The 18,248-nt window shown below is 73.9% G+C and carries 12 protein-coding genes; 3 read left to right on the forward strand and 9 right to left on the reverse strand.

The features are described from left to right. Positions 1 to 13: 13 nt before the first annotated feature. Positions 14 to 1,132 carry a cobalt-precorrin-5B (C(1))-methyltransferase gene (locus tag ACFXG1_RS20025; protein ID WP_384723672.1) on the forward strand — a complete coding sequence of 373 codons (1,119 nt, stop codon included), beginning with the start codon at positions 14 to 16 and terminating at the stop codon, positions 1,130 to 1,132. A 64-nt stretch (positions 1,133 to 1,196) separates the two neighbouring features. Here the strand turns inward: ACFXG1_RS20025 and cobM are convergent, their stop codons facing one another. From cobM to ACFXG1_RS20045, 4 genes are all read right to left on the reverse strand, one after another. Next, positions 1,197 to 1,946, reverse strand: a complete 750-nt coding sequence (gene cobM / locus ACFXG1_RS20030; protein WP_384743868.1) for a precorrin-4 C(11)-methyltransferase — start codon at positions 1,944 to 1,946, stop codon at positions 1,197 to 1,199. Further along, positions 1,943 to 3,229 (reverse strand): precorrin-6y C5,15-methyltransferase (decarboxylating) subunit CbiE, encoded by a 1,287-nt coding sequence (cbiE, locus tag ACFXG1_RS20035; protein WP_384743870.1) that lies wholly within the window; start codon positions 3,227 to 3,229, stop codon positions 1,943 to 1,945. The genes cobM and cbiE overlap by 4 nt, the downstream gene beginning before the upstream one ends. 182 nt (positions 3,230 to 3,411) lie before the next feature. Then, positions 3,412 to 3,663, reverse strand: a complete 252-nt coding sequence (locus tag ACFXG1_RS20040; protein WP_384722451.1) for a hypothetical protein — start codon at positions 3,661 to 3,663, stop codon at positions 3,412 to 3,414. 161 nt (positions 3,664 to 3,824) lie between these two features. Next, positions 3,825 to 4,613 (reverse strand): SigB/SigF/SigG family RNA polymerase sigma factor, encoded by a 789-nt coding sequence (locus tag ACFXG1_RS20045; protein ID WP_384722448.1) that lies wholly within the window; start codon positions 4,611 to 4,613, stop codon positions 3,825 to 3,827. Between the two features lie 299 nt (positions 4,614 to 4,912). Here ACFXG1_RS20045 and ACFXG1_RS20050 point away from each other — a divergent pair, with 299 nt between their 5' ends. After that, entirely contained in the window at positions 4,913 to 5,068 is a 156-nt protein-coding gene (locus ACFXG1_RS20050; protein WP_384722445.1) for a DUF6131 family protein, read from the forward strand. 294 nt (positions 5,069 to 5,362) lie between these two features. Here the strand turns inward: ACFXG1_RS20050 and ACFXG1_RS20055 are convergent, their stop codons facing one another. The 4 genes from ACFXG1_RS20055 to ACFXG1_RS20070 all read right to left on the reverse strand — a co-directional run bounded on the left by ACFXG1_RS20055 (position 5,363) and on the right by ACFXG1_RS20070 (position 15,776). Then, positions 5,363 to 7,216, reverse strand: a complete 1,854-nt coding sequence (locus ACFXG1_RS20055) for a transketolase (RefSeq protein WP_384743873.1) — start codon at positions 7,214 to 7,216, stop codon at positions 5,363 to 5,365. 252 nt (positions 7,217 to 7,468) lie between these two features. After that, positions 7,469 to 8,395, reverse strand: a complete 927-nt coding sequence (locus ACFXG1_RS20060; protein ID WP_384716624.1) for a hypothetical protein — start codon at positions 8,393 to 8,395, stop codon at positions 7,469 to 7,471. Positions 8,396 to 8,397: 2 nt separating this feature from the next. Next, positions 8,398 to 10,224 carry a sulfite reductase subunit alpha gene (locus tag ACFXG1_RS20065; protein WP_384743875.1) on the reverse strand — a complete coding sequence of 609 codons (1,827 nt, stop codon included), beginning with the start codon at positions 10,222 to 10,224 and terminating at the stop codon, positions 8,398 to 8,400. Then, complete coding sequence (locus ACFXG1_RS20070) at positions 10,221 to 15,776, reverse strand: glutamate synthase-related protein (RefSeq protein WP_384743877.1); 5,556 nt, start codon at positions 15,774 to 15,776, stop codon at positions 10,221 to 10,223. The genes ACFXG1_RS20065 and ACFXG1_RS20070 overlap by 4 nt, the downstream gene beginning before the upstream one ends. Before the next feature lie 416 nt (positions 15,777 to 16,192). Here ACFXG1_RS20070 and thrS point away from each other — a divergent pair, with 416 nt between their 5' ends. Then, complete coding sequence (gene thrS / locus ACFXG1_RS20075; RefSeq protein ID WP_384721316.1) at positions 16,193 to 17,428, forward strand: threonine--tRNA ligase; 1,236 nt, start codon at positions 16,193 to 16,195, stop codon at positions 17,426 to 17,428. A gap of 47 nt (positions 17,429 to 17,475) precedes the next feature. On the opposite strand, the gene ACFXG1_RS20080 is transcribed toward thrS, so the two are convergent. Further along, positions 17,476 to 18,207: a TioE family transcriptional regulator gene (locus ACFXG1_RS20080; RefSeq protein ID WP_384743880.1), complete on the reverse strand. Its 732-nt coding sequence runs from the start codon at positions 18,205 to 18,207 to the stop codon at positions 17,476 to 17,478. Positions 18,208 to 18,248: the final 41 nt, after the last annotated feature.

Genomic DNA, 18,248 nt, shown 5'->3' on the forward strand with positions numbered 1-18,248 from the left:
CCGTGAGCGCGCCATGAACAGCAAGGCCGAGGGGGGCCGCGGGGCCCAACTCAAGCACACCGGTCTGCGGCCCGGGTGGACGACCGGCGCCTGTGCGACCGCGGCGACGACGGCCGCGTACACGGCGCTGCTCACCGGCGATTTCCCCGACCCGGTGACGATCACACTGCCCCGGGGTCAGACGCCGTCGTTCGCGCTCGCCGTCGAGGAGCTGGGCGAAGGGCGTGCCATGGCCGGGGTGGTGAAGGACGCCGGTGACGATCCGGACGTCACCCACGGGGCGCTGGTCAGGGCCGCCGTACGGCGGCTGCCCGCCGGGTCCGGGGTGGTGTTCCGGGCCGGGCCCGGGGTTGGGACCGTCACCCGGCCGGGGCTGCCGCTGCCCGTCGGGGAGCCCGCCGTCAACCCGGTGCCCCGGCAGATGATGCGGGACCATGTCGCGGAGGTGGCCGCGCGGTACGGCGACGGCGGCGATGTGGAGATCACGGTCTCGATCGACCACGGCGAGGAGATCGCGCGCTCCACCTGGAATCCGCGGCTCGGCATCGTCGGGGGGCTCTCCGTGCTGGGCACCACGGGGATCGTGGTGCCGTACTCGTGCTCGGCGTGGATCGACTCCATCCGGCGCGGCGTCGACGTGGCACGGGCGGTGGGCCGGACGCATGTCGCCGGGTGCACGGGGTCGACGTCGGAGCGGACGGTCGTCGCCGAGTACGGTCTGCCCGAGGACGCCCTGCTCGACATGGGCGACTTCGCGGGCGCCGTACTGAAGTACATCCGCCGGCATCCGGTGGACCGCCTCACGATCTGCGGCGGGTTCGCCAAGCTGTCCAAGCTCGCCGCGGGCCATCTCGATCTCCACTCCGCCCGCTCCCAGGTCGACAAGGGGTTCCTCGCGGCGCTCGCCCGGCGGGGCGGCGCGGACGAGGCGCTGGCCGCGGAGATCGCCGGCGCCAACACGGGTCTCGCGGCCCTTCAGCTCTGCCGGGCCGCGGGAGTGCCGCTGGGCGATCTGGTCGCGACGGTGGCCCGGGACGAGGCCCTGGCCGTGCTGCGCGGGGCGCCGGTGGTGGTCGATGTGATCTGCATCGACCGGGCCGGGACGGTGGTGGGCCGCAGTTCGGTGCGGTGAGCCGGGCGCGGGCGGCGCTTGAGCGGCGCGCCCGGCCAGGGTCTTCCACAATCGTGCCGGATCTTCAGCAGTCGTGCCGGTCCCGCTCCGCCGAGTAGAGGTGGCTGTCCCGGAAGTGCTCGGCACCGAGGGTCCGCCCCACCATGATCACCGCGGTGCGCACCACGCCCGCGTCCCGTACCTTCCCGGCGATCTCGTCGAGCGTGCCGCGGATGATCAGCTCGTCGGGCCGGGAGGCGTACGCGACCACGGCGGCGGGGCAGTCGGCGCCGTAGCGCGGCATGAGTTCGGCCACCACCCGGTCCACATACGCGGCGGCCAGATGCAGCACGATCAGGGCGCCGCTGCGGCCGAGGGTGTCGAGGTCCTCGCCCTCCGGCATGGCGGTGGCCCGCTGGGCGACGCGGGTGAGGACGACGGTCTGGCCGACCGTCGGCACGGTCAGCTCCCGTTTCAGGGCCGCGGCGGCGGCGGCGAAGGCGGGGACGCCGGGGACGACCTCGTACGGGATCCCGGCCGCGTCCAGCCGCCGCATCTGCTCGGCGACGGCGCTGAACACCGAGGGGTCGCCGGAGTGCAGCCGGGCCACGTCGTGCCCGGCCTCGTGCGCGCGGACGAACTCCTCGGTGATCCGGTCCAGATCGAGCTGGGCGGTGTCCACGAGCCGAGCGTCCGGCGGGCACTCGGCCAGCAGTTCGCGGGGGACGAGGCTGCCCGCGTAGAGGCAGACCCGGCAGGCGGCGAGGGTCCGGGCGCCGCGCACCGTGATCAGGTCGGCGGCGCCGGGACCGGCTCCGATGAAGTACACGGTCATCTGTCGGCTCCTGCGGTCGCTGCGGGGGTTTCGAAGGGGTCTGCGGACTTCCGTACGGCCCACTGGGTCACCGGCATGGCCTGGCGCCAGCCGGTGAAGGCGCCGACGGGTACGGCGTGGGCCACGGCCAGCCGCACCAGTTCGCCGCCGTGGCGGCGGTAGGCGTCGGCGAGCAGGGCCTCGGACTCCAGCGTGACGGTGTTGGCGACCAGCCGGCCGCCGGCGGGGAGGGCGTCCCAGCACGCCGCGAGCAGTCCGGGGGCGGTCAGTCCGCCGCCGACGAAGACGGCGTCCGGGCGCGGGAGTCCGGCGAGCGCGGCGGGCGCGGCTCCGGTCACGACCCGCAGTCCGGGGACGCCGAGCCTCTCGGCGTTGCGGGCGATCCGGGCGGCGCGCTCCGGGTCGCGTTCGACGGTGAGGGCCCGGCAGGCGGGATGGGTCCGCAGCCATTCGACGGCGATCGATCCGGAGCCCCCGCCGACGTCCCACAGGAGTTCGCCGGGTGCCGGGGCCAGCGCGCCGAGGGTGGCGGCCCTGACATGCCGCTTGGTGAGCTGGCCGTCGTGCTCGTAGGCGTCGTCGGGGAGCCCGGGTACGGCGCCGATGTGCGGGGTGCCGGGGGCGCGCCCGCATTCGACGGCGACGATGTTCAGCGGGTCGCCGGGCGGCCGTTCCGGCGGCCAGTCGTCGGCGCGGACCGGCTCGGTGGTCCGTTCCTCCGAAGCGCCGAGCCGCTCCAGGACCCGGATCCGGCTCGGTCCGAAGCCCCGGTCCCGCAGCAGGGCGGCGACCTCGCCGGGGGTTTCGGCGTCGGCGCTCAGCACCAGCAGGCGCCGCCCGTCGTGCAGGACGGCGGCGACCCGGGCGACGGGACGGCCCACGACGGTGACGACCTCGACGTCCTCCAGCGGCCAGCCGAGGCGGGCGCAGGCGTACGAGACGGACGACGGATGCGGCGTCACGTGTACGGCGCCGGGCCCGAGGACCTCGGTGAGGGCGCGCCCGATGCCGTAGAACATGGGATCCCCGCTGGCCAGTACGGCGACGGCGCGCCCGGTGTACGCGGCGAGCAGCCCCGGTACGGCGGGCCGCAGCGGCGACGGCCAGGCGATCCGCTCCCCCGGGCACTCCACGGGCAGCAGTGCGAGCTGTCGCGGCCCGCCGATCACGACCTCGGCCCCGCGCAGGGTCGCACGGGCGGCGTCGGTGAGCCCCGCCCATCCGTCGGCGCCGATCCCGACGACGGTCACGGCGGGGCTCGGTGCGGCGTGGTCGGACGTCACTGCGCGGTACCTCGGGGCGGCTCGGAAAGGGCGAAGGAGACGCACTTTACGGGGCGCCGCCGGGGGCGGTCCTGCCGGGTGTGCCGATGACGTCGCCCGAGGTCGGCGGGGTCGCGCGGGCCGCGGCACGACGGGCCGGGACGGACCGGCTCCGGGCCCCGGCGGTGCTCCCGTCGGCGCGGTCAGGTCCGGGCGGCCAGGAGGATCGCGTAGATGATGAGGACCGAGGCGCCCAGGACGATGCCGGCCTTCGCCGGGGCCACGGCGTGCGTGCCGCGCTGCCGCAGCGCCAGATAGCCGGTCAGGATCGCCAGCGGGCCCAGCAGCAGGCTGAGGAGGAAGAAGCCCAGCACCCCGCAGGCCACACTGACGAGCGCGAGCGCGGTGGCGCGGGAGTGGGCGCCGGAACGGGTGAGGAATTTGGAGGCGTACACGATCGGACTCCTGTCGTCTCGTCGGTTCACTTCCTTCCAAGGGGCGGCTACCCCGTCCGGGCCCGAACACGCCTCGTCCGCCCCGGCTCTGGAAGGCCGGGGTCCTCCGCCCCGAGGGTTTCCGCGAGGCGCGCCCCGCTGTGGGAACACTGCCCGCCGGGTCAGGCCGCCTCGGACAGGGCCCGGAGCCTGATCTGTGAACAGGTGTCGGTGAGCAGCCGGGAGACGTGCATCTGCGAGATGCCGCACTCCTCGGCGATCCGGCTCTGTGTCATACCCCGGAAGTACCGCAGGTACAGGATCCGCCGCTCGCGCTCGGGCAGCGCCTCGATCAGGGGCTTCACGGCCTCCCGGTCGACCACGGTGTCCAGATCGGGGTCCGGGGCGCCGAGGGTGTCCGCGAGGGTCAGCCGCTCGCCCGGCGCCCCGGGGGCCAGTTCGGCGTCGAGGGAGAGCGCGGCGTAGGCGTGCAGCGCCGACAGGCCCTCCCGGACGTCGTCCGCCCCCAGTTCGGTCCTGGCGGCGATCTCGTCGGCCGAGGGTTCCCGGCCGGACTGGGCGAGTTCCCGGTAGGCACCGCGGACCCGGCCGCGCAGCTCCTGGGTGCGGCGGGGCACCCGCAGCATCCACGTATGGTCCCGGAAGTGCCTGCGGACCTCACCGGAGATGGTCGGGACCGCATAGCTCTCGAAGGCTCCCCCGCGGTCGGGATCGAAGCCGTCCACGGCCTTGACCAGGGCGAGCGCGGCGACCTGCCGCAGATCGTCGAGGGGTTCGCCGCGGTTGCGGTAGCGGGTGGCGATCCGGTGGGCCATGGGCAGCCAGGCACGTACCACCCGGTCGCGCAGGGCGTCGCGCTCCGGCCCGTCGGGCAGAACGGCCAGTCGGCGGAAGTCCGCGGCGGTGTCCGGGGCGTCGTGGTGCGGGTGCCTTCGGCAGGTCACGCTCATCACCTGTTCCCAAGCAGAGGGGTGGGTGGTCACACGGCGTCACCCCCGGTGACGGGGTTCGACGCCTCGGCGCCGTACGGCGCCGCCCGCGGGCGGACGGTCCGGCGAGCCGTCGCGGTGGGCCGTCCGGCGCGGCACCGGCGCGCCTGCCCCCCTCCCACCGTGGCAAACCGCGGCCGCCTTCGCACCCCGTGCCCGGTCCGGCCCGGCCCGGCGGGTCCCCGACGGGCCAGGCATGCGGCCCGGGAATCGGGGCACCCGAGACAGCACAATCCCCCAACTGAACCCCGGGAGGGTCCATGTTCGCCCTTGGTATCGTCTTGCTGATCGTGGGACTGATCACCGGCCTCGGCATTCTGTCGACGATCGGCGTGGTCCTGCTGGCGATCGGGGCCGGCCTGTGGCTCCTGGGCGCGATGGGCCGCGCCGTCGGCGGCCGCCGCCACTACTGGTAGGAGCCGTTCCGCACATGCGCGGAAGGACGACGGGCGCGCCGCCGCCTCAGGAGCGGTCGTCCTCCGTCGGCTCCCCGCCGCTCGTGGGCTCGGACCGCGGCCGGGTCCACAGCGGCAGGACGACCGGCACAGGACCCGGCACGGCACGAACCAGACCACCACGGGTACGAGCAGCCGGACGGCGAGAGCGTCACGGAGCACGGAGCGCGGAGCCCGGCGCCCGCGGCACGAGCAGCGGGCGCCGGGGCCGTCGCGCACGGCAGCGGCACCGGACCGATGACGGTGAGCCGCGGCTCAGGCGACGACCGCCTCCCCCACCAGCAGCCGGACCGCGGCGGCGATCGAGGCGGCGTCGATACCCGCGTGCGCCAGTTGCTGTTCGGGGTCGGCGGAGCCGGGCATGGTCCGGACGGCGAGCCGGACCAGCCTCGGCTGCGGCCGGCCGTCGGCGAAGACGGAGGCGACGGCGTCCCCGATGCCGCCCTCGGGCCGGTGGTCCTCGACCGTCATCAGACAGCCCGTCGCGTCGGCGGCGTCCTCCAGCGCCGCCACGTCCACCGGCTTGACCGAGTACAGATCGATCACCCGGATCCCGATGCCCGCGCCCGCCAGCGCGTCGGCGGCCTTGAGCGCCTCGTGGACGGTGACCCCGGCGGCCACCACGGTCACCCGGTCCCCGTCCCCGGACCGCAGGACCCGGGAACCGCCGACGGGGAAGTCCTCACCCGGGCCGTACAGGACGGGGGCGGCGCCGCGGCTGGTCCGCAGATAGCCGATGCCGGGCAGCTGCGCCATGTGCCGGACCAGGCACGCGGCCTGGTTGGCGTCGCAGGGGTAGAGGACGGTGGAGCCGTGGATCGCGCGCATCATCGCGAGGTCCTCCAGACCCATCTGCGACGGGCCGTCGGGGCCGATGGCCACACCGGCGTGGGAGCCGCAGAGCTGGATCCCGGCATCGCTGACGGCGGCCATCCTGATGAAGTCGTGCGCCCGGGTGAGGAAGGCGGCGAAGGTGGTGGCGAACGGCAGATAGCCGCGGGCCCGCATGCCCACGGCGGCGGCCACGAGCTGCTGTTCGGCGATGTAGAACTCGAAGTAGCGGTCGGGGTGGGCGTCGGCGAAGGCCGCGGCCCGGGTGGAGTCCCCGACCTCCCCGTCGAGGGCGACGACATCGCCGCGTACGGAGCCCAGCGCCGCCAGCGCGGCCCCGAAGGCGTCCCGGGTCGCCACCTCGTCGCCGACGCGGTACCGGGGCGGTTCGGCGTCCCGCGCGGGCGAGGCGGGCGGTGCGGTCCTGGCCGGGAGCGGCGGCGGGGTGTCGACGTCGACCCGGATGTGCCGGACCCCGCCCAACTCCTCGACGGCCCGCCCCGGATGGGGCAGCGGCTTGCCGTGGAAGCCCTCCTTGTTCTCGACCTCGGCGACGCCCCGGCCCTTCTGCGTCCTGGCGAGTACGGCGGTGGGCCGCCCGGTGGTCGCCGCGGCCTCCTCGTAGGCCGCGTCGATCGCGGCGACGTCGTGCCCGTCGACCTCGACGGTGTGCCAGCCGAAGGCGTCCAGCCGCCGCCGGTAGGCGTCCAGGTCCCAGCCCTCACGGGTGGGGCCGCGCTGGCCGAGCCGGTTGACGTCGACGATCAGGGTCAGCCGGTCGAGCCGTTCGTACGCGGCGGACTCCACCGCCTCCCATACCGACCCCTCGGCCATCTCACTGTCCCCGCACACCACCCACACCCGGTACGGCACCTGGTCCAGCCGCTCCCCCGCCAGCGCCATCCCGACGCCGATCGGCAGCCCCTGCCCGAGCGACCCGGTGGCCACGTCCACCCACGGCAGCCGGGGCGTCGGATGGCCTTCCAGGGGACTGCCGTCGTGCCGGAAGGTGAGCAGCTCGGCCTCGTCGATCACACCCGCCGCCCGGTAGAGGGCGTAGAGCAGCGGGGACGCGTGCCCCTTGGAGAGGATCAGCCGGTCGTTCCCGGGGTGGTCGGGCCGGTCGAAGTCGTAGCGCAGATGCCGCGCCAGCAGGACGGCGGCGAGATCGGCGGCGGACATCGACGACGTCGGATGCCCCGACCCCGCCGCTTCGGCCGCCCGGACCGCGTCGACCCGCAGCTGCTGACCCAGTTCGGCGAGTTCCTCGGTGCGCATCGTGCACTCCCCGTCCTCCCCCGGATCGGTTCCGTGACGCCTCGGTACGGGTCCCGTACCGGGACCCGCCCGGAGCGACCGGGCCGTCACCACACGTGACGACGGCCGGAGTCGGCCCGCGCCGTCGCGGGCCCCTCCGCCACGCCCCGGGTGCCCCCGCGCACGCCCTCGAAACATGCCCGCCCCCGCCGAGAAGGCGTGCGAGCCCCGCGCGGCGACCGACCCCCCGCCCCGCCCTCAGGCGTCCGGCCCTCAGGCGTCCGGCAGGGACGCCGCCAGGTGCTCCCAGTCCGTGTGCACCCGCTCGCCGACGATCCCGAACTGGGTGATGACGGCCACGCACCGGCCGTCGGCGTCGTCGAGTTCGATCGCGGAGGTCGGGCCGTGGGCGGCCCGGGTGCGGACGAGACGGCACGCCCGGACGCCCGGGAGGTCGATCTCCACCGTGCTCTCCGCGATCGCCGCGAAGACCCGGCCGCCGACGGTCCGGTCGGTGACATGGATCCGGCCGGAGCTCGCCTGCATGGCGGCCGCCGGGGCGAACACCGCGATCCCCACGGGCAGTCCGGCGGAGCAGACGTAGTCCAGTACGTCGGGGACGACACCGGCGTCGACGGCCCGGTGCCCGCCCCGGTACCGGTCGAACGCGGCGCGCCGGGCGATACCGCCGTCCACGAGGATCTCGTCGAGCTGGGCGAGCTGGTCGCCGTCCTCCCACGACGTCGTCGCGGCGGCCGGGGGCGGGGCGGCGGCGAGCGCGCCGGGGGCGGCCGTGCGGGCCAGTCCGGCCAGCAGCCGGTCGCCCTCGGACAGCAGACTCCCCCGGTGCGCGGTGCGGCCTTCGGTGTCGTACAGGTGCAGGGCGACACCGCCGGTGTCCCGGTCATCGACGACCCCGGCGGAGCCGAGTCCCGCACCGTCGACGCGGAGCGCGATCGAGCCGGGGCGGACGGCGAAGGCCTCGCCGCGCAGGCTGGGGACCGCGTAGCTGCCCGCCTGCTCGATCCGGGCGACCGGGCCGCCGGTGACGGCCTGGACGTACTGGAAGAGCGTCAGACAGCGGGCGAGTTCCGGCATCCGCGGGTCGATCGGTCGTACGGTGCTGCCGCGCCGGCCGCAGCGCTCGTCGAAGGCGCAGAGGCCGCCGGGGGCGCACGGCTCGGGATGGTGGTCCATCATGCTCAGTACACATCCCGTACGTAGCGCTTGGCCCGGCGCAGATCGGCCAGATACCGGGCGGCGTCGTCGGCGCCGCGGCCGCGCCGGCCGGCGATGACGTCAAGGAGGGCCGCCTCGACGTCCTTCGCCATCCGGGAGGCGTCGCCGCAGACGTAGACGTACGCGCCGTCCTCCAGCCAGCCGTACAGCTCGCGCGCCTGTTCCCGCATCCGCGTCTGTACATAGACCTTCTCGGCCTGGTCGCGGGAGAAGGCGAGGTCGAGCCGGGTCAGCACCCCGCGGTCCCGGAGTTGGGCGAGTTCGTCCTCGTAGACGAAGTCCGTCGCGCGGTGCTGGTCGCCGAAGAAGAGCCAGTTGCGTCCTGCGGCGCCCCGCGCGGCGCGCTCGTGCAGAAAGCCGCGGAACGGCGCGATCCCGGTACCGGGGCCGATCATGATCATCGGGGTGTCGTCGTCGGCCGGGACGCCGAAGGATGCGTTCGGCTGAAGATAGACGGCGGCGCCGGCGGCATCCGCGCCGTCCGCGCCACCGCCGAGCCGGTCCGCGAGATAGGTGGAGGCGACGCCCCCGTGGCGGCGGTCCCCGGTGTCGTAGCGGACGGAGGCGACGGTCAGATGGATCCGGCCCGGGTGGGCGAGCGGGCTCGACGAGATCGAGTACTGCCGTGCCGTCAGGGGGCGCAGCAGCGGCAGCAGTTCGGCGGTGCCCGGGGCGGCGGATCCGGCGTCCCGCAGCAGGTCGAGTACGTCCCGGCGGTCGAGCCAGGCGTCGAGGGCGGACTTGTCCCCGCGGGCGACGAGGGCGGCGAGATCGCTCGAAGGGGCGCGTTCGGCCAGTTCGGCGACGAGGTCCTTGGAGGGGGTGCGGATCTCGCGCCCGGTGCGCAGCGCCTCGGCGAGCGGCTGCCCTCCGGCGTCCTCGTCGCCGTGGGCGCCGAGGTGGTCGAGGAGCGCGCCGACGAGCGCGTCGTCGTTGACGGGTACGACGGCGAGGGCGTCGCCCGCCTGGTAGGTGATGCCGCTGTCGCCGAGGTCGAACTCGTAGTGGCGGATCTCCTTGGCGCTCTGGGGCGACGACAGCAGCCGGTTCACGAGAAGGCGGGAGCGGTACGGGTTCCGCTTGTTCCAGGGTGAGCGCGTCGCGGGCGTCTCCGGTGCCGCGGCTCCGTTCGCGGAGGCGCCGGCCGTCGCGCCGACCGTCGCGCCGGTCTCGGCGGCGAGGCGGTCCAGGACCGTGGCCGTCCAGGCCGCGGCGGGCTCCTCGTAGTCGACGTCGCAGTCGACGCGGTCGTGCAGCCGGACGGCGCCGAGTCCGGCGAGCCGGGTGTCGATGAGCTTCGCGGCCCCGCAGAAGTCGTCGTAGCCGCGGTCGCCGAGGCCGAGGACGGCGTAGCGGAGACCTTCGAGGCGCGGCGCGCCGTCGGCGGCGAGCGCTTCCCAGAACAGTCCGGCGTTGTCGGGCATCTCGCCCTCGCCGTAGGTCGAGACGACGATCAGCAGGAGGGACGAGGCGGCGAGCCGTTCGGGTGTGATGTCGTCGAGCGGGGTGGCGGTGGCGCCGAGGCCGCGGGCGCGGGCCCCGGCGACGGCCTCCCCGGCGAGGAGTTCGGCGGTCCCGGTCTGGGTGCCGAAGAGGATGTCGACGGTCGCGGCGGGGGCGCCGCCCGGGGCGGCGGCGTCCCGGCGTCCGGCGGCGGAGATCCCGGCGATGAATCCGGCGAGCCATGCCTCCTGTTCGGCGGAGAAGGGGGCGTCGGCCGGGATGAGGGAGCCGGTCGGCGAGAGGGAGCCGGTCGGGGAGAGGGGGCCGGTCGGGGAGAGGAGCGTCACGCGGTCACCGCCTCGGTCGGGGTCTGCGGGGAGCGACGGGCGGCGATGTCTTCCAGGGCCGCGGTCGCGAGCAGTTCGTCGAACCGGGCGGCGCGGACGCGCCCGGCGTTCTTGGTGTTCTGGTGGAGGATCCAGCCGTACGTCCCGGGGGCGTCCATGCTGGCGTTGTTCCGCTGCCGCAGCGCCCGCTTGTAGTCGTCGAGGCGCTTGATGGCGATGAGGGTGGCGAGTTCGTCGTCGGCGAACCGCTCCAGGGTGCCGCGGAGGTACTTCACGACGCGCTGTTTGACGGCGTGGTCCTCGGTGAGCACGAGATGCCGGACGGCCTCCGCGACCCGGGGGTCGTCGAGCCCCGTCGCCCCGGGCACCCGCCGGACGGCGAGGTCCTGAGCGACGCCGAGGACCGTGTACGACGACAGGAGGGAGAACATGTCGTCGCCGTCCGGGTCGCCGAGCGCCGGGGCCCGGCCGCCGAGCACGGTACGGCGGTCGCGGTAGTCGACCTTGAACGCGCGGAGCTTGTCCGTGGCGATCGACGTGGCGAGTTCGTCGAGCAGTTCGTTACGGGTGGCGGCGGCGAGGATCTCGGTGGCGTCCTGGTAGAGCAGCAGCGCCCGGGGCATTCCGCAGTAGACGTGCCGCCGCTCGTCCGCCCAGTCCGCCAGCAGCCGGGCGGCGAACGGGGAGCCGGTGGCCTCCACGTGCCAGCGCAGCAGGAGCCGTACGGCTTCCTCGTGGAAGGCGCCGTGTTCGGTGGCGGTCACCGGGAACACGAGCAGCGAGTCGGCGCTGACCCGGCCGGGCAGCTCGCCCGTGGGGTCGTACTGGTAGAGGAATCCGCCGCTCATGCCGTTGCCGAGGCCCTTGCCGAAGCCGCCGAGGTTGAGGACGGCGCCGCCGGTCATGTACTCGCAGCCGAAGTCGCCGAGGCCCTCGACGACGGCGGTCGCGCCGGAGTTCCGTACGGCGAACCGGTCACCGGCCTCGCCCTGGACGAACGTCCGGCCGCCGGTCGCACCGAAGAGGGCGAAATTCCCGATGAGGACGTTGCCGCCGTGCTCGGCCGCCGCGCCGCCGCCCGGGGCGCGGACGACGATCCGGCCGCCGCTCTGGCTCTTGCCGACGCCGTCGTTGGCGGTACCGGTGTGTTCGAGGGTGATGCCGTCGTTGCAGAACACGCCGTACGACTGTCCGGCGGAGCCGGTGGTACGGATCAGGACGGCGTCGTCCGCGAGGCGGCGGCGGCCCCGGTCGTCGGTGACGACCGCGGGCGCGCCGGCCAGGTCGTCGGCGCCGAGTTCGTGGTTGAGGACGCGCTCCAGGTCGATACCGAGCTGTCCGCCGACCGACTTGTCGCCGTTGCCGAGCCGGACGTCGTCCACCAGCACCCGCGGCTCGCGCCGGTCGATCAGCGCGGCCCGGACGAGGTCGACGAGCGCGTCGTCGGTGGTGAAGTCCTTCTCCAGGTACTCCGGGTCGTGGACCGTCTTCTCGGGTACGCGGGCGAGCAGCCGGCGGACGTCGAGCCGGCCGGTGCTCGCGGGGTGGTCGAGGAGCTGGAGCAGATCGGAGCGGCCCCGGGCCTCGCGCAGCGACCGCAGTCCGAGGCGGGCGAGGATGTGCCGGACGTCGTGCGCGATGTTCAGCAGGTACTGGGCGAGCGCGCGCGGGTCGCCTTCGAACGCCTCGGGGTTGGTGGTGAGTCCGGCGGGGCACTTCTGGTGGCAGTTCTTCGCCATGACGCAGCCGAGCATCATCAGCGCCGTGGTCCCGAACTCGAAGCTGTCGGCCCCCAGAAGGGCCGAGGTGACGACGTCGCCGCCGGTCTGGTGGGCGCCGGAGCAGCGCAGGACGACCTTCTGCCGCAGCCCGTTGGCGACGAGCGCCTGATGGACCTCGGCGACGCCGATCTCCGCGGACCGCCCGGCGTACTTGAGGCTGGTGACGGCGGCGGCGCCGGTGCCGCCGGTGTTTCCGGCGACGTTGATGACGTCCGCGCCGGCCTTGGCGACGCCGACCGCGATGGTGCCGATGCCCTCGGAGGAGACGAGCTTGACGACGACCCGGACGCGGGCGGCCTTGCAGTCGTGGATGAGCTGGGCGAGGTCCTCGATCGAGTATGTGTCGTGGTGCGGCGGCGGTGAGACGAGTTCGATACCGGGGGTCCCGCCGCGGGCCGCCGCGATGTCGACGGTGACCTTCGGCGCCGGCAGCTGGCCGCCCTCGCCCGGCTTGGCGCCCTGACCGATCTTGATCTCCAGCTCGCGGAGCATCGGGTCGGCGAGATAGCCCGCCCAGATGCCGAACCTGCCGGACGCGAACTGCTTGATGCGGGAGCCGCGGATGGTGCCGTAGCGGGAGTGGTGCTCGCCGCCCTCGCCGCTGTTCGACAGGGCGCCGACCATGTTGGTGCCGTGCGCGACGGCCTCGTGGGCGGTGGCGACGAGCGCGCCGTGGCTCATGGCGCCGGAGGCGAGCGCGCCGGTGATCCGGTGCGCGGGCTGGACCTCGTCGACGGGGACGGGCCCGGGCGCCTCGTCGAAGAGGGCGAGCAGCCGCGCCGCGGTGCCCGTCGCGGTGACGACGACGCCGTCGGCGGCCGTGTCGAGGGTCTCGGTCTCGCCGGGGTGGGCGAGCGCGAGCCCGGCGGCGAGCGCGGCGTGCCGCCCGGCGCCGTCGGGGCCGGGGTCGGGGTCGGTGAGACGCAGCCGTACGGTGATCGTCCCGGTGGTGCGGTCCATGACGGACACGGCGGCGCCGCGGACCGTGACGGACGCGTTCCCGGTGGTGGAGAAGCGGCCCAGTTCGCGGGCGAAGTCCTCCGGGGTGGTCAGCCCGGTGACATCGGCGGGCAGGGCGAGTACGTCGCGGAGCGCGGAGGGGCGGCGGGCCCGCTCCTCGTACGTCGTCCGGACGAAGTCGCGGTATCCGGGGGTGATCCGGAAGGCGTCGATCTCGGTGTCGTCGAGCGCGTCGTAGCCGGTGCTGCGGTACGCGGTGTCGGTGATCCCGAACGCGTCGTCGAGCTGGCCGAGGGTGAGGAGGCGGAGCGCGTCGGAGTCGTCGTCGCGGCCGAAGCCGGGCCGTTCGGCGGTCATCCCGCCGAAGCCGCGTACGGAGTTGACGCCGAAGGAGTGCCCGGCGCCGTCGGACCGTTCCTTGAACAGGCCGAGCAGGGGGATCTGCTGCTCGGCCCGGACCGTAAGGGCCCGCTGGTGCCAGTCCGTCGCGGCCTGTGCGATCCGGGTGAACCCGACTCCGCCGACGGGTGCCCGGAGATGCGGGAAGATCCGGGCGAGGTCGTCGTCGCGGGTGTCGAGGTAGTTGGGTTCGAAGAACTCGCCGCCGATATAGCTCTCGGCGGTGCACAGTCCGACCCGGCCCATGGTCTTGGCGAGGGACTTCTCGGCCGCCTTGCGGAAGCGGGCCAGGGCCCGGCCGGCCTCGGTGGTGCCGTCGGGGTCCGTGGCGGCGCCGGGGTGCTTCTCGGCGGCGCGCAGCCACGCGCTGAGGCTGAGGACGGCGGAGGCGCCGAAGCCGAGCGCGGTCGCGACATGGTGCGACGAGGGGAGCTGGCCGCTTTCGGCGACGATCGAGAGCCGCGGGCGCAGCCCGGTCTCGATGAGGCGCTGGTTCACGGCGGCGACGGCGAGGATCACGGGCAGCGGGGCGCGGGTCGAGGAGATCGCGAGGTCGGTGAGGAGCGCGATACCGCCGCTGTCGGCGGCGAACCGCTCGACGCCGTCGCAGAGCCGGCCGAGCGCGGCCCTGAGGGCGTCGGCGTTCGCGGTCGCGTCGCCGGGCACGGGCTCGTACAGCAGGTCGAACGTCTTCAGCGGCACGATCCGCTGCTCGCGCAGGCGCGCCAGGTCGAGCGGGCCGAGTACGGGTGACGGCACCACGATCTGCCGTCCCGCGGTGTGCCGTCCCCCGGTGTGCCGGGTGCCGTCGGGCCTGGGTCCGAGGGCGACCCGCAGGCTCATGCCGTCGGCCTCGCGGATGCTGTCCAGCGGCGGGTTCGTGACCTGGGCGAAGCGCTGGGAGAAGTACTTCGCCATCCCGCCCTCGGTGTCGCTGAGCGCGTTGATGGCGTTGCCGTAGCCCATGGCCGAGATGCGTTCCGACCCGTGGGCGAGCATCGGGTCGAGCAGGAACCGGAAGCTCTCCTGGTTCAGCGCGTAGGCCACGTACCGTCCGGAGAGGGTGAGGTCGCCGTCGTACGGGGGTGTCGTGCCGGGTTCCCCGGGGGCGGGCAGCTCGTCGAGGTCCACCCGGGCCTCGGCGAGCAGTTCGGCGTACGGCCGTCGCGCGGCGAGTTCGGCGAGCACCTCGCGGGTCCGCATCCGGCGGCCGGTGCGGTGGTCGACGACGAGCATGCCACCGGCCTCGATCCGACCCCGGCGGACGACCTCGTCGTCGGGGAACGCGACCTGGCCGGCCTCGGACGCCACCATGAGGTACTCGGCAGTCTCGACGGTACGCAGCGGGCGGAGCCCGAGCCGGTCGAGCCGGGCGCCGACGACATCGCCGTCGCTGAAGATCACGGCGGCCGGTCCGTCGTTCTTCTCCTCGTACAGCGAGAAGTACTCCAGCATGTCCCGGACGGCGGCGGGCAGCGTACGGTCGTTCTCCCAGGCGGGCGGCATCAGGGACACCACGGCCTCGACGATGTCGAGCCCGTCGTCGTGGACCCGGCTCTGGAGGGTCTGGTCGAGCCTGCTGGAGTCCGACTGCCCCGGCGGCCGGACGATCCGCCGGGCGCGGGCGCGGGCGAGGGCCTCGTCGGACAGCCGGTTCTTGCGGTCGGTGTTGAGTTCGCCGTTGTGCGCCATCAGCCGGAACGGCTGCGCCATGGTCGGGTGCGGCTCGGTGTTGGTGGAGAACCGGGTGTGGAAGTACAGCGACCGGACGGAGTGCCGGGGGTCGCCGAGGTCGCGAAAGTAGCCGATCACCTCGTGGGAGTTGAGCCGCCCCTTGAGGACCTGGGTCCGCGCGCTCAGCGACAGCGGATAGAGACCGGCGTACGCGTCGTCGGCGTAGGCCGCGGCCTCGACGGCGAGCAGGGCGCGATGGGCGGCCGCGTCGACGTCGGCACGCTCCCACTCCCCCGGCGCCCGGAACACCCACTGCACGACGGGCAGCTGGTACCGCTCGGCCGCGGGCCGGGCGACGGAGTGGTCCACGGGGACGTCGCGGACCAGCAGGATCTCGAAGCCCTCCGCGGCGATACCGCGGCGAACGAGGTCCAGCGCGCCGTCACGGCGGGCGGCGTCGGTGGGGACGAAGCAGTTCGCGACCCCGAAGTGTCCGGGGCACAGCTCCTCGCCGGTGATCGCGCCGAAGAACTCCACCGACAGATCGACGCTCACGCCCGCGCCGTCACCGACGCCATCGGCGGACTTGCCGCCGCGGTGCGGGATGGCGCGGAGCGCCTCGTCGCCCTTGCGGAGGACGTCATGGCTCGGCGTCCCGTCGAGACGGGTGAGGAAGCCCACGCCGCAGGCGCTGTGTTCGCGGGCAGGGTCGTACAGACCGGAGGCGGAGTGATTCACATGGGTCCTGTCGGCGAGAAATCCGGCAGCGGACGGCCAGGCTGCGTCGGTGGAGCGCTCGCCGCGGGCGGGCCGGGTGTACCGGCCGAGCCCCGAGTGGTGCGAATGCGTACGGTAAGGCTTGCCTAACCTTTCCCGCAAGTGTGACCGATCCTACCCGTCGGCCTGCTGGACGCCCTGCTGAGGGACCTGCGCATGACGATCGCGGCGCGACCCGGGTGCTTCTGCCGAGGAATGACCGTGTGGACATCGCCGCACCCTGCTACCGTCGGCGATATGAAGCGCGCCGCTATAACGACGACGCCGGAGAGTGTCCCGGCGCGCTGACAGACGATCTGATCCGAAGCCCCGGGGCAAGTGCCCCGGGGCTTCGTCGTAGGCCCGGTCACTTGCTCCCCACCCAGCAGGAGACCACGATGACCACCAAGCACGACCACCGTGAACTCGGCCGTGAACTGGGCCTGTTCGACACCGACCCGCTCATCGGCGCCGGCCTGCCGTACTGGCTGCCCGACGGCGCGACCGTGCGGCACACCCTGGAGGAGTACATCCGCGCCGCCGAACGGCGAGCGGGCTACCAGCACGTGTACTCACCCGTCCTCGGCAAGCGGGAACTGTACGAGATCTCCGGACACTGGGCCCACTACAGCGACGACATGTTCCCCCCGATGGACCTCGGCGGAGAGCAGCTCGTCCTGCGGCCCAGCCTGTGCCCCCACCACGCGGTGATCTACCGCTCCCGCTCCCACAGCTACCGCGACCTGCCCCTGCGCATCGCCGAACTGGGCGGCATGTACCGCTCCGAACTCTCCGGCGTACTCGGCGGGCTGACCCGGGTACGGGCCATCCAGCTCAACGACGCGCACATCTTCTGCACCCTCGACCAGGTCGCCGAGGAAGCGCGGGCGGCACTGGAGATGATCCGCCGGGCGTACAAGGCACTCGGCATCACCCCGACCCGCTACCGCCTCTCCCTCCCGGGCCCCGGCGGCAAGTACATCGCCGCACCCGAGAAGTGGCAACGGTCCACCACCCTGCTGACCGACGTCCTCGACCGCTCCGGCCTGCCCTACGAGGCCGCCGAGGGAGAAGCCGCGTTCTACGGCCCCAAGATCGACGTCCAGGTCACCGACACCGCCGGCCGGGAGTCCACCCTGTCCACCATCCAGGTCGACTTCCACCAGCCCGAACAGTTCAACCTGCACTACATCGGCGCGGACGGCGCCAAACACCGCCCGGTCATGGTCCACCGCAGCATCATCGGCAGCGTGGAGCGAGCCGTCGCCCACCTCGTCGAACAGCACGGCGGCGCCTTCCCCGCCTGGCTCGCCCCCACCCAGCTGGTGATCCTCCCGATCTCCGACACCGAACTGCCGAACGCCGAAGCCCTCGCCCGACGCTGTACCCCTCTCGGACTGCGTACCCGGATCGCGGGACCGGACCGCGGCAGCCTGGGCGCCCGCATCCGAGACGCCCGCCTGGTCCCCTACCAAGCCGTCATCGGCGCCAAGGAGGCCACTGACGACCACGTCGCCCTGCGCTTGCGCGACGGACGCCGACTCGACCCGCAGCCGGCCGGTGACGCACTCACCCGCATCAGCGATCTCATTGGAGCCCACAGCACCACCCTGTGGACCGACGCCACCTCATAGCGCACCGGACCCCGCGCGGGCGGACGACGCTACTTTGCGGACACGCCCTAACCGCGGGCGCGCAGGTAGGTGTCGAGGGCGGCGGCTCCGGTCAGCATCGCGCGCCCCCGGGCGGACAGCCGGTCGTGCCAGTCGTCCAGCGCGGCCTCCAGCGGCTCCAGGCCGCCGGCCGCGCGGACGCGGGCGATCAGCGGGGCGATCTCGTCCAGCAGATAGCCGCCGCGTCGGAGCTGATGGGCCAGTCGGACGTCCCGTACATCCGCCTGGTCGTAGACCCGGTAACCGCTCCCCGGGTCACGGCGCGGGGTCACCAGGCCGGCGCGCTCCCAGGTGCGCAGGGTCGCGGGCCGGATACCGAGCCGTTCGGCCAGCGGGCCGATGAACGTCCCGCCGGGCCCGTCCGGCTCCGTCGGCACGGACATCGCGGCGGTGTCCAGATCGCGCAGGGCGCGCTCCACGGCCCGGAGGGTCCCGCGGTCCTCCAGGAGCTGGGCGTGGCTCTCGTCGACGAGGCGGAACGCCTCCTCCGTCGTGCCCAGGTTCACGGCGCGCATGATCGCCGCGGCCGTCCGGTGGCCGTGTCCCGGGACCAGGGCGAGAAAGGCGCTCAGCGCCCGCGCGTGCAGCGGGGTGTAGGCGCGGTAGCCGTGGGGGGTGCGATCGGCGGCCGGGAGGATGCCCGCCTCCTCGTAGTTCCGGACCGCCTGTGTCGAAAGACCGTGCGCCCGCGCCAGATCGACCGGCCTGAGCCGGTCACGGCTTTGAAGGTTTTGCCCCATGGAGCCCAAGATATCGCGGCAAAGTCTCAACCGGTTGTTCA

The sequence above is a fragment of the Streptomyces sp. NPDC059248 genome, from assembly GCF_042753905.1.
Lineage (GTDB): Bacteria > Actinomycetota > Actinomycetes > Streptomycetales > Streptomycetaceae > Streptomyces.

What these genes read in the sequence shown, in the direction of transcription:
- cobM (WP_384743868.1), bottom strand. Translation starts at nt 1,946, where the DNA reads ATGACCGTGTACTTCATCGGAGCCGGTCCCGGCGCCGCCGACCTGATC.
- thrS (WP_384721316.1), top strand. Translation starts at nt 16,193, where the DNA reads ATGACCACCAAGCACGACCACCGTGAACTCGGCCGTGAACTGGGCCTG.
- ACFXG1_RS20050 (WP_384722445.1), top strand. Translation starts at nt 4,913, where the DNA reads ATGTTCGCCCTTGGTATCGTCTTGCTGATCGTGGGACTGATCACCGGC.
- ACFXG1_RS20025 (WP_384723672.1), top strand. Translation starts at nt 14, where the DNA reads ATGAACAGCAAGGCCGAGGGGGGCCGCGGGGCCCAACTCAAGCACACC.
- ACFXG1_RS20055 (WP_384743873.1), bottom strand. Translation starts at nt 7,216, where the DNA reads ATGCGCACCGAGGAACTCGCCGAACTGGGTCAGCAGCTGCGGGTCGAC.
- ACFXG1_RS20045 (WP_384722448.1), bottom strand. Translation starts at nt 4,613, where the DNA reads ATGAGCGTGACCTGCCGAAGGCACCCGCACCACGACGCCCCGGACACC.
- ACFXG1_RS20080 (WP_384743880.1), bottom strand. Translation starts at nt 18,207, where the DNA reads ATGGGGCAAAACCTTCAAAGCCGTGACCGGCTCAGGCCGGTCGATCTG.
- ACFXG1_RS20060 (WP_384716624.1), bottom strand. Translation starts at nt 8,395, where the DNA reads ATGATGGACCACCATCCCGAGCCGTGCGCCCCCGGCGGCCTCTGCGCC.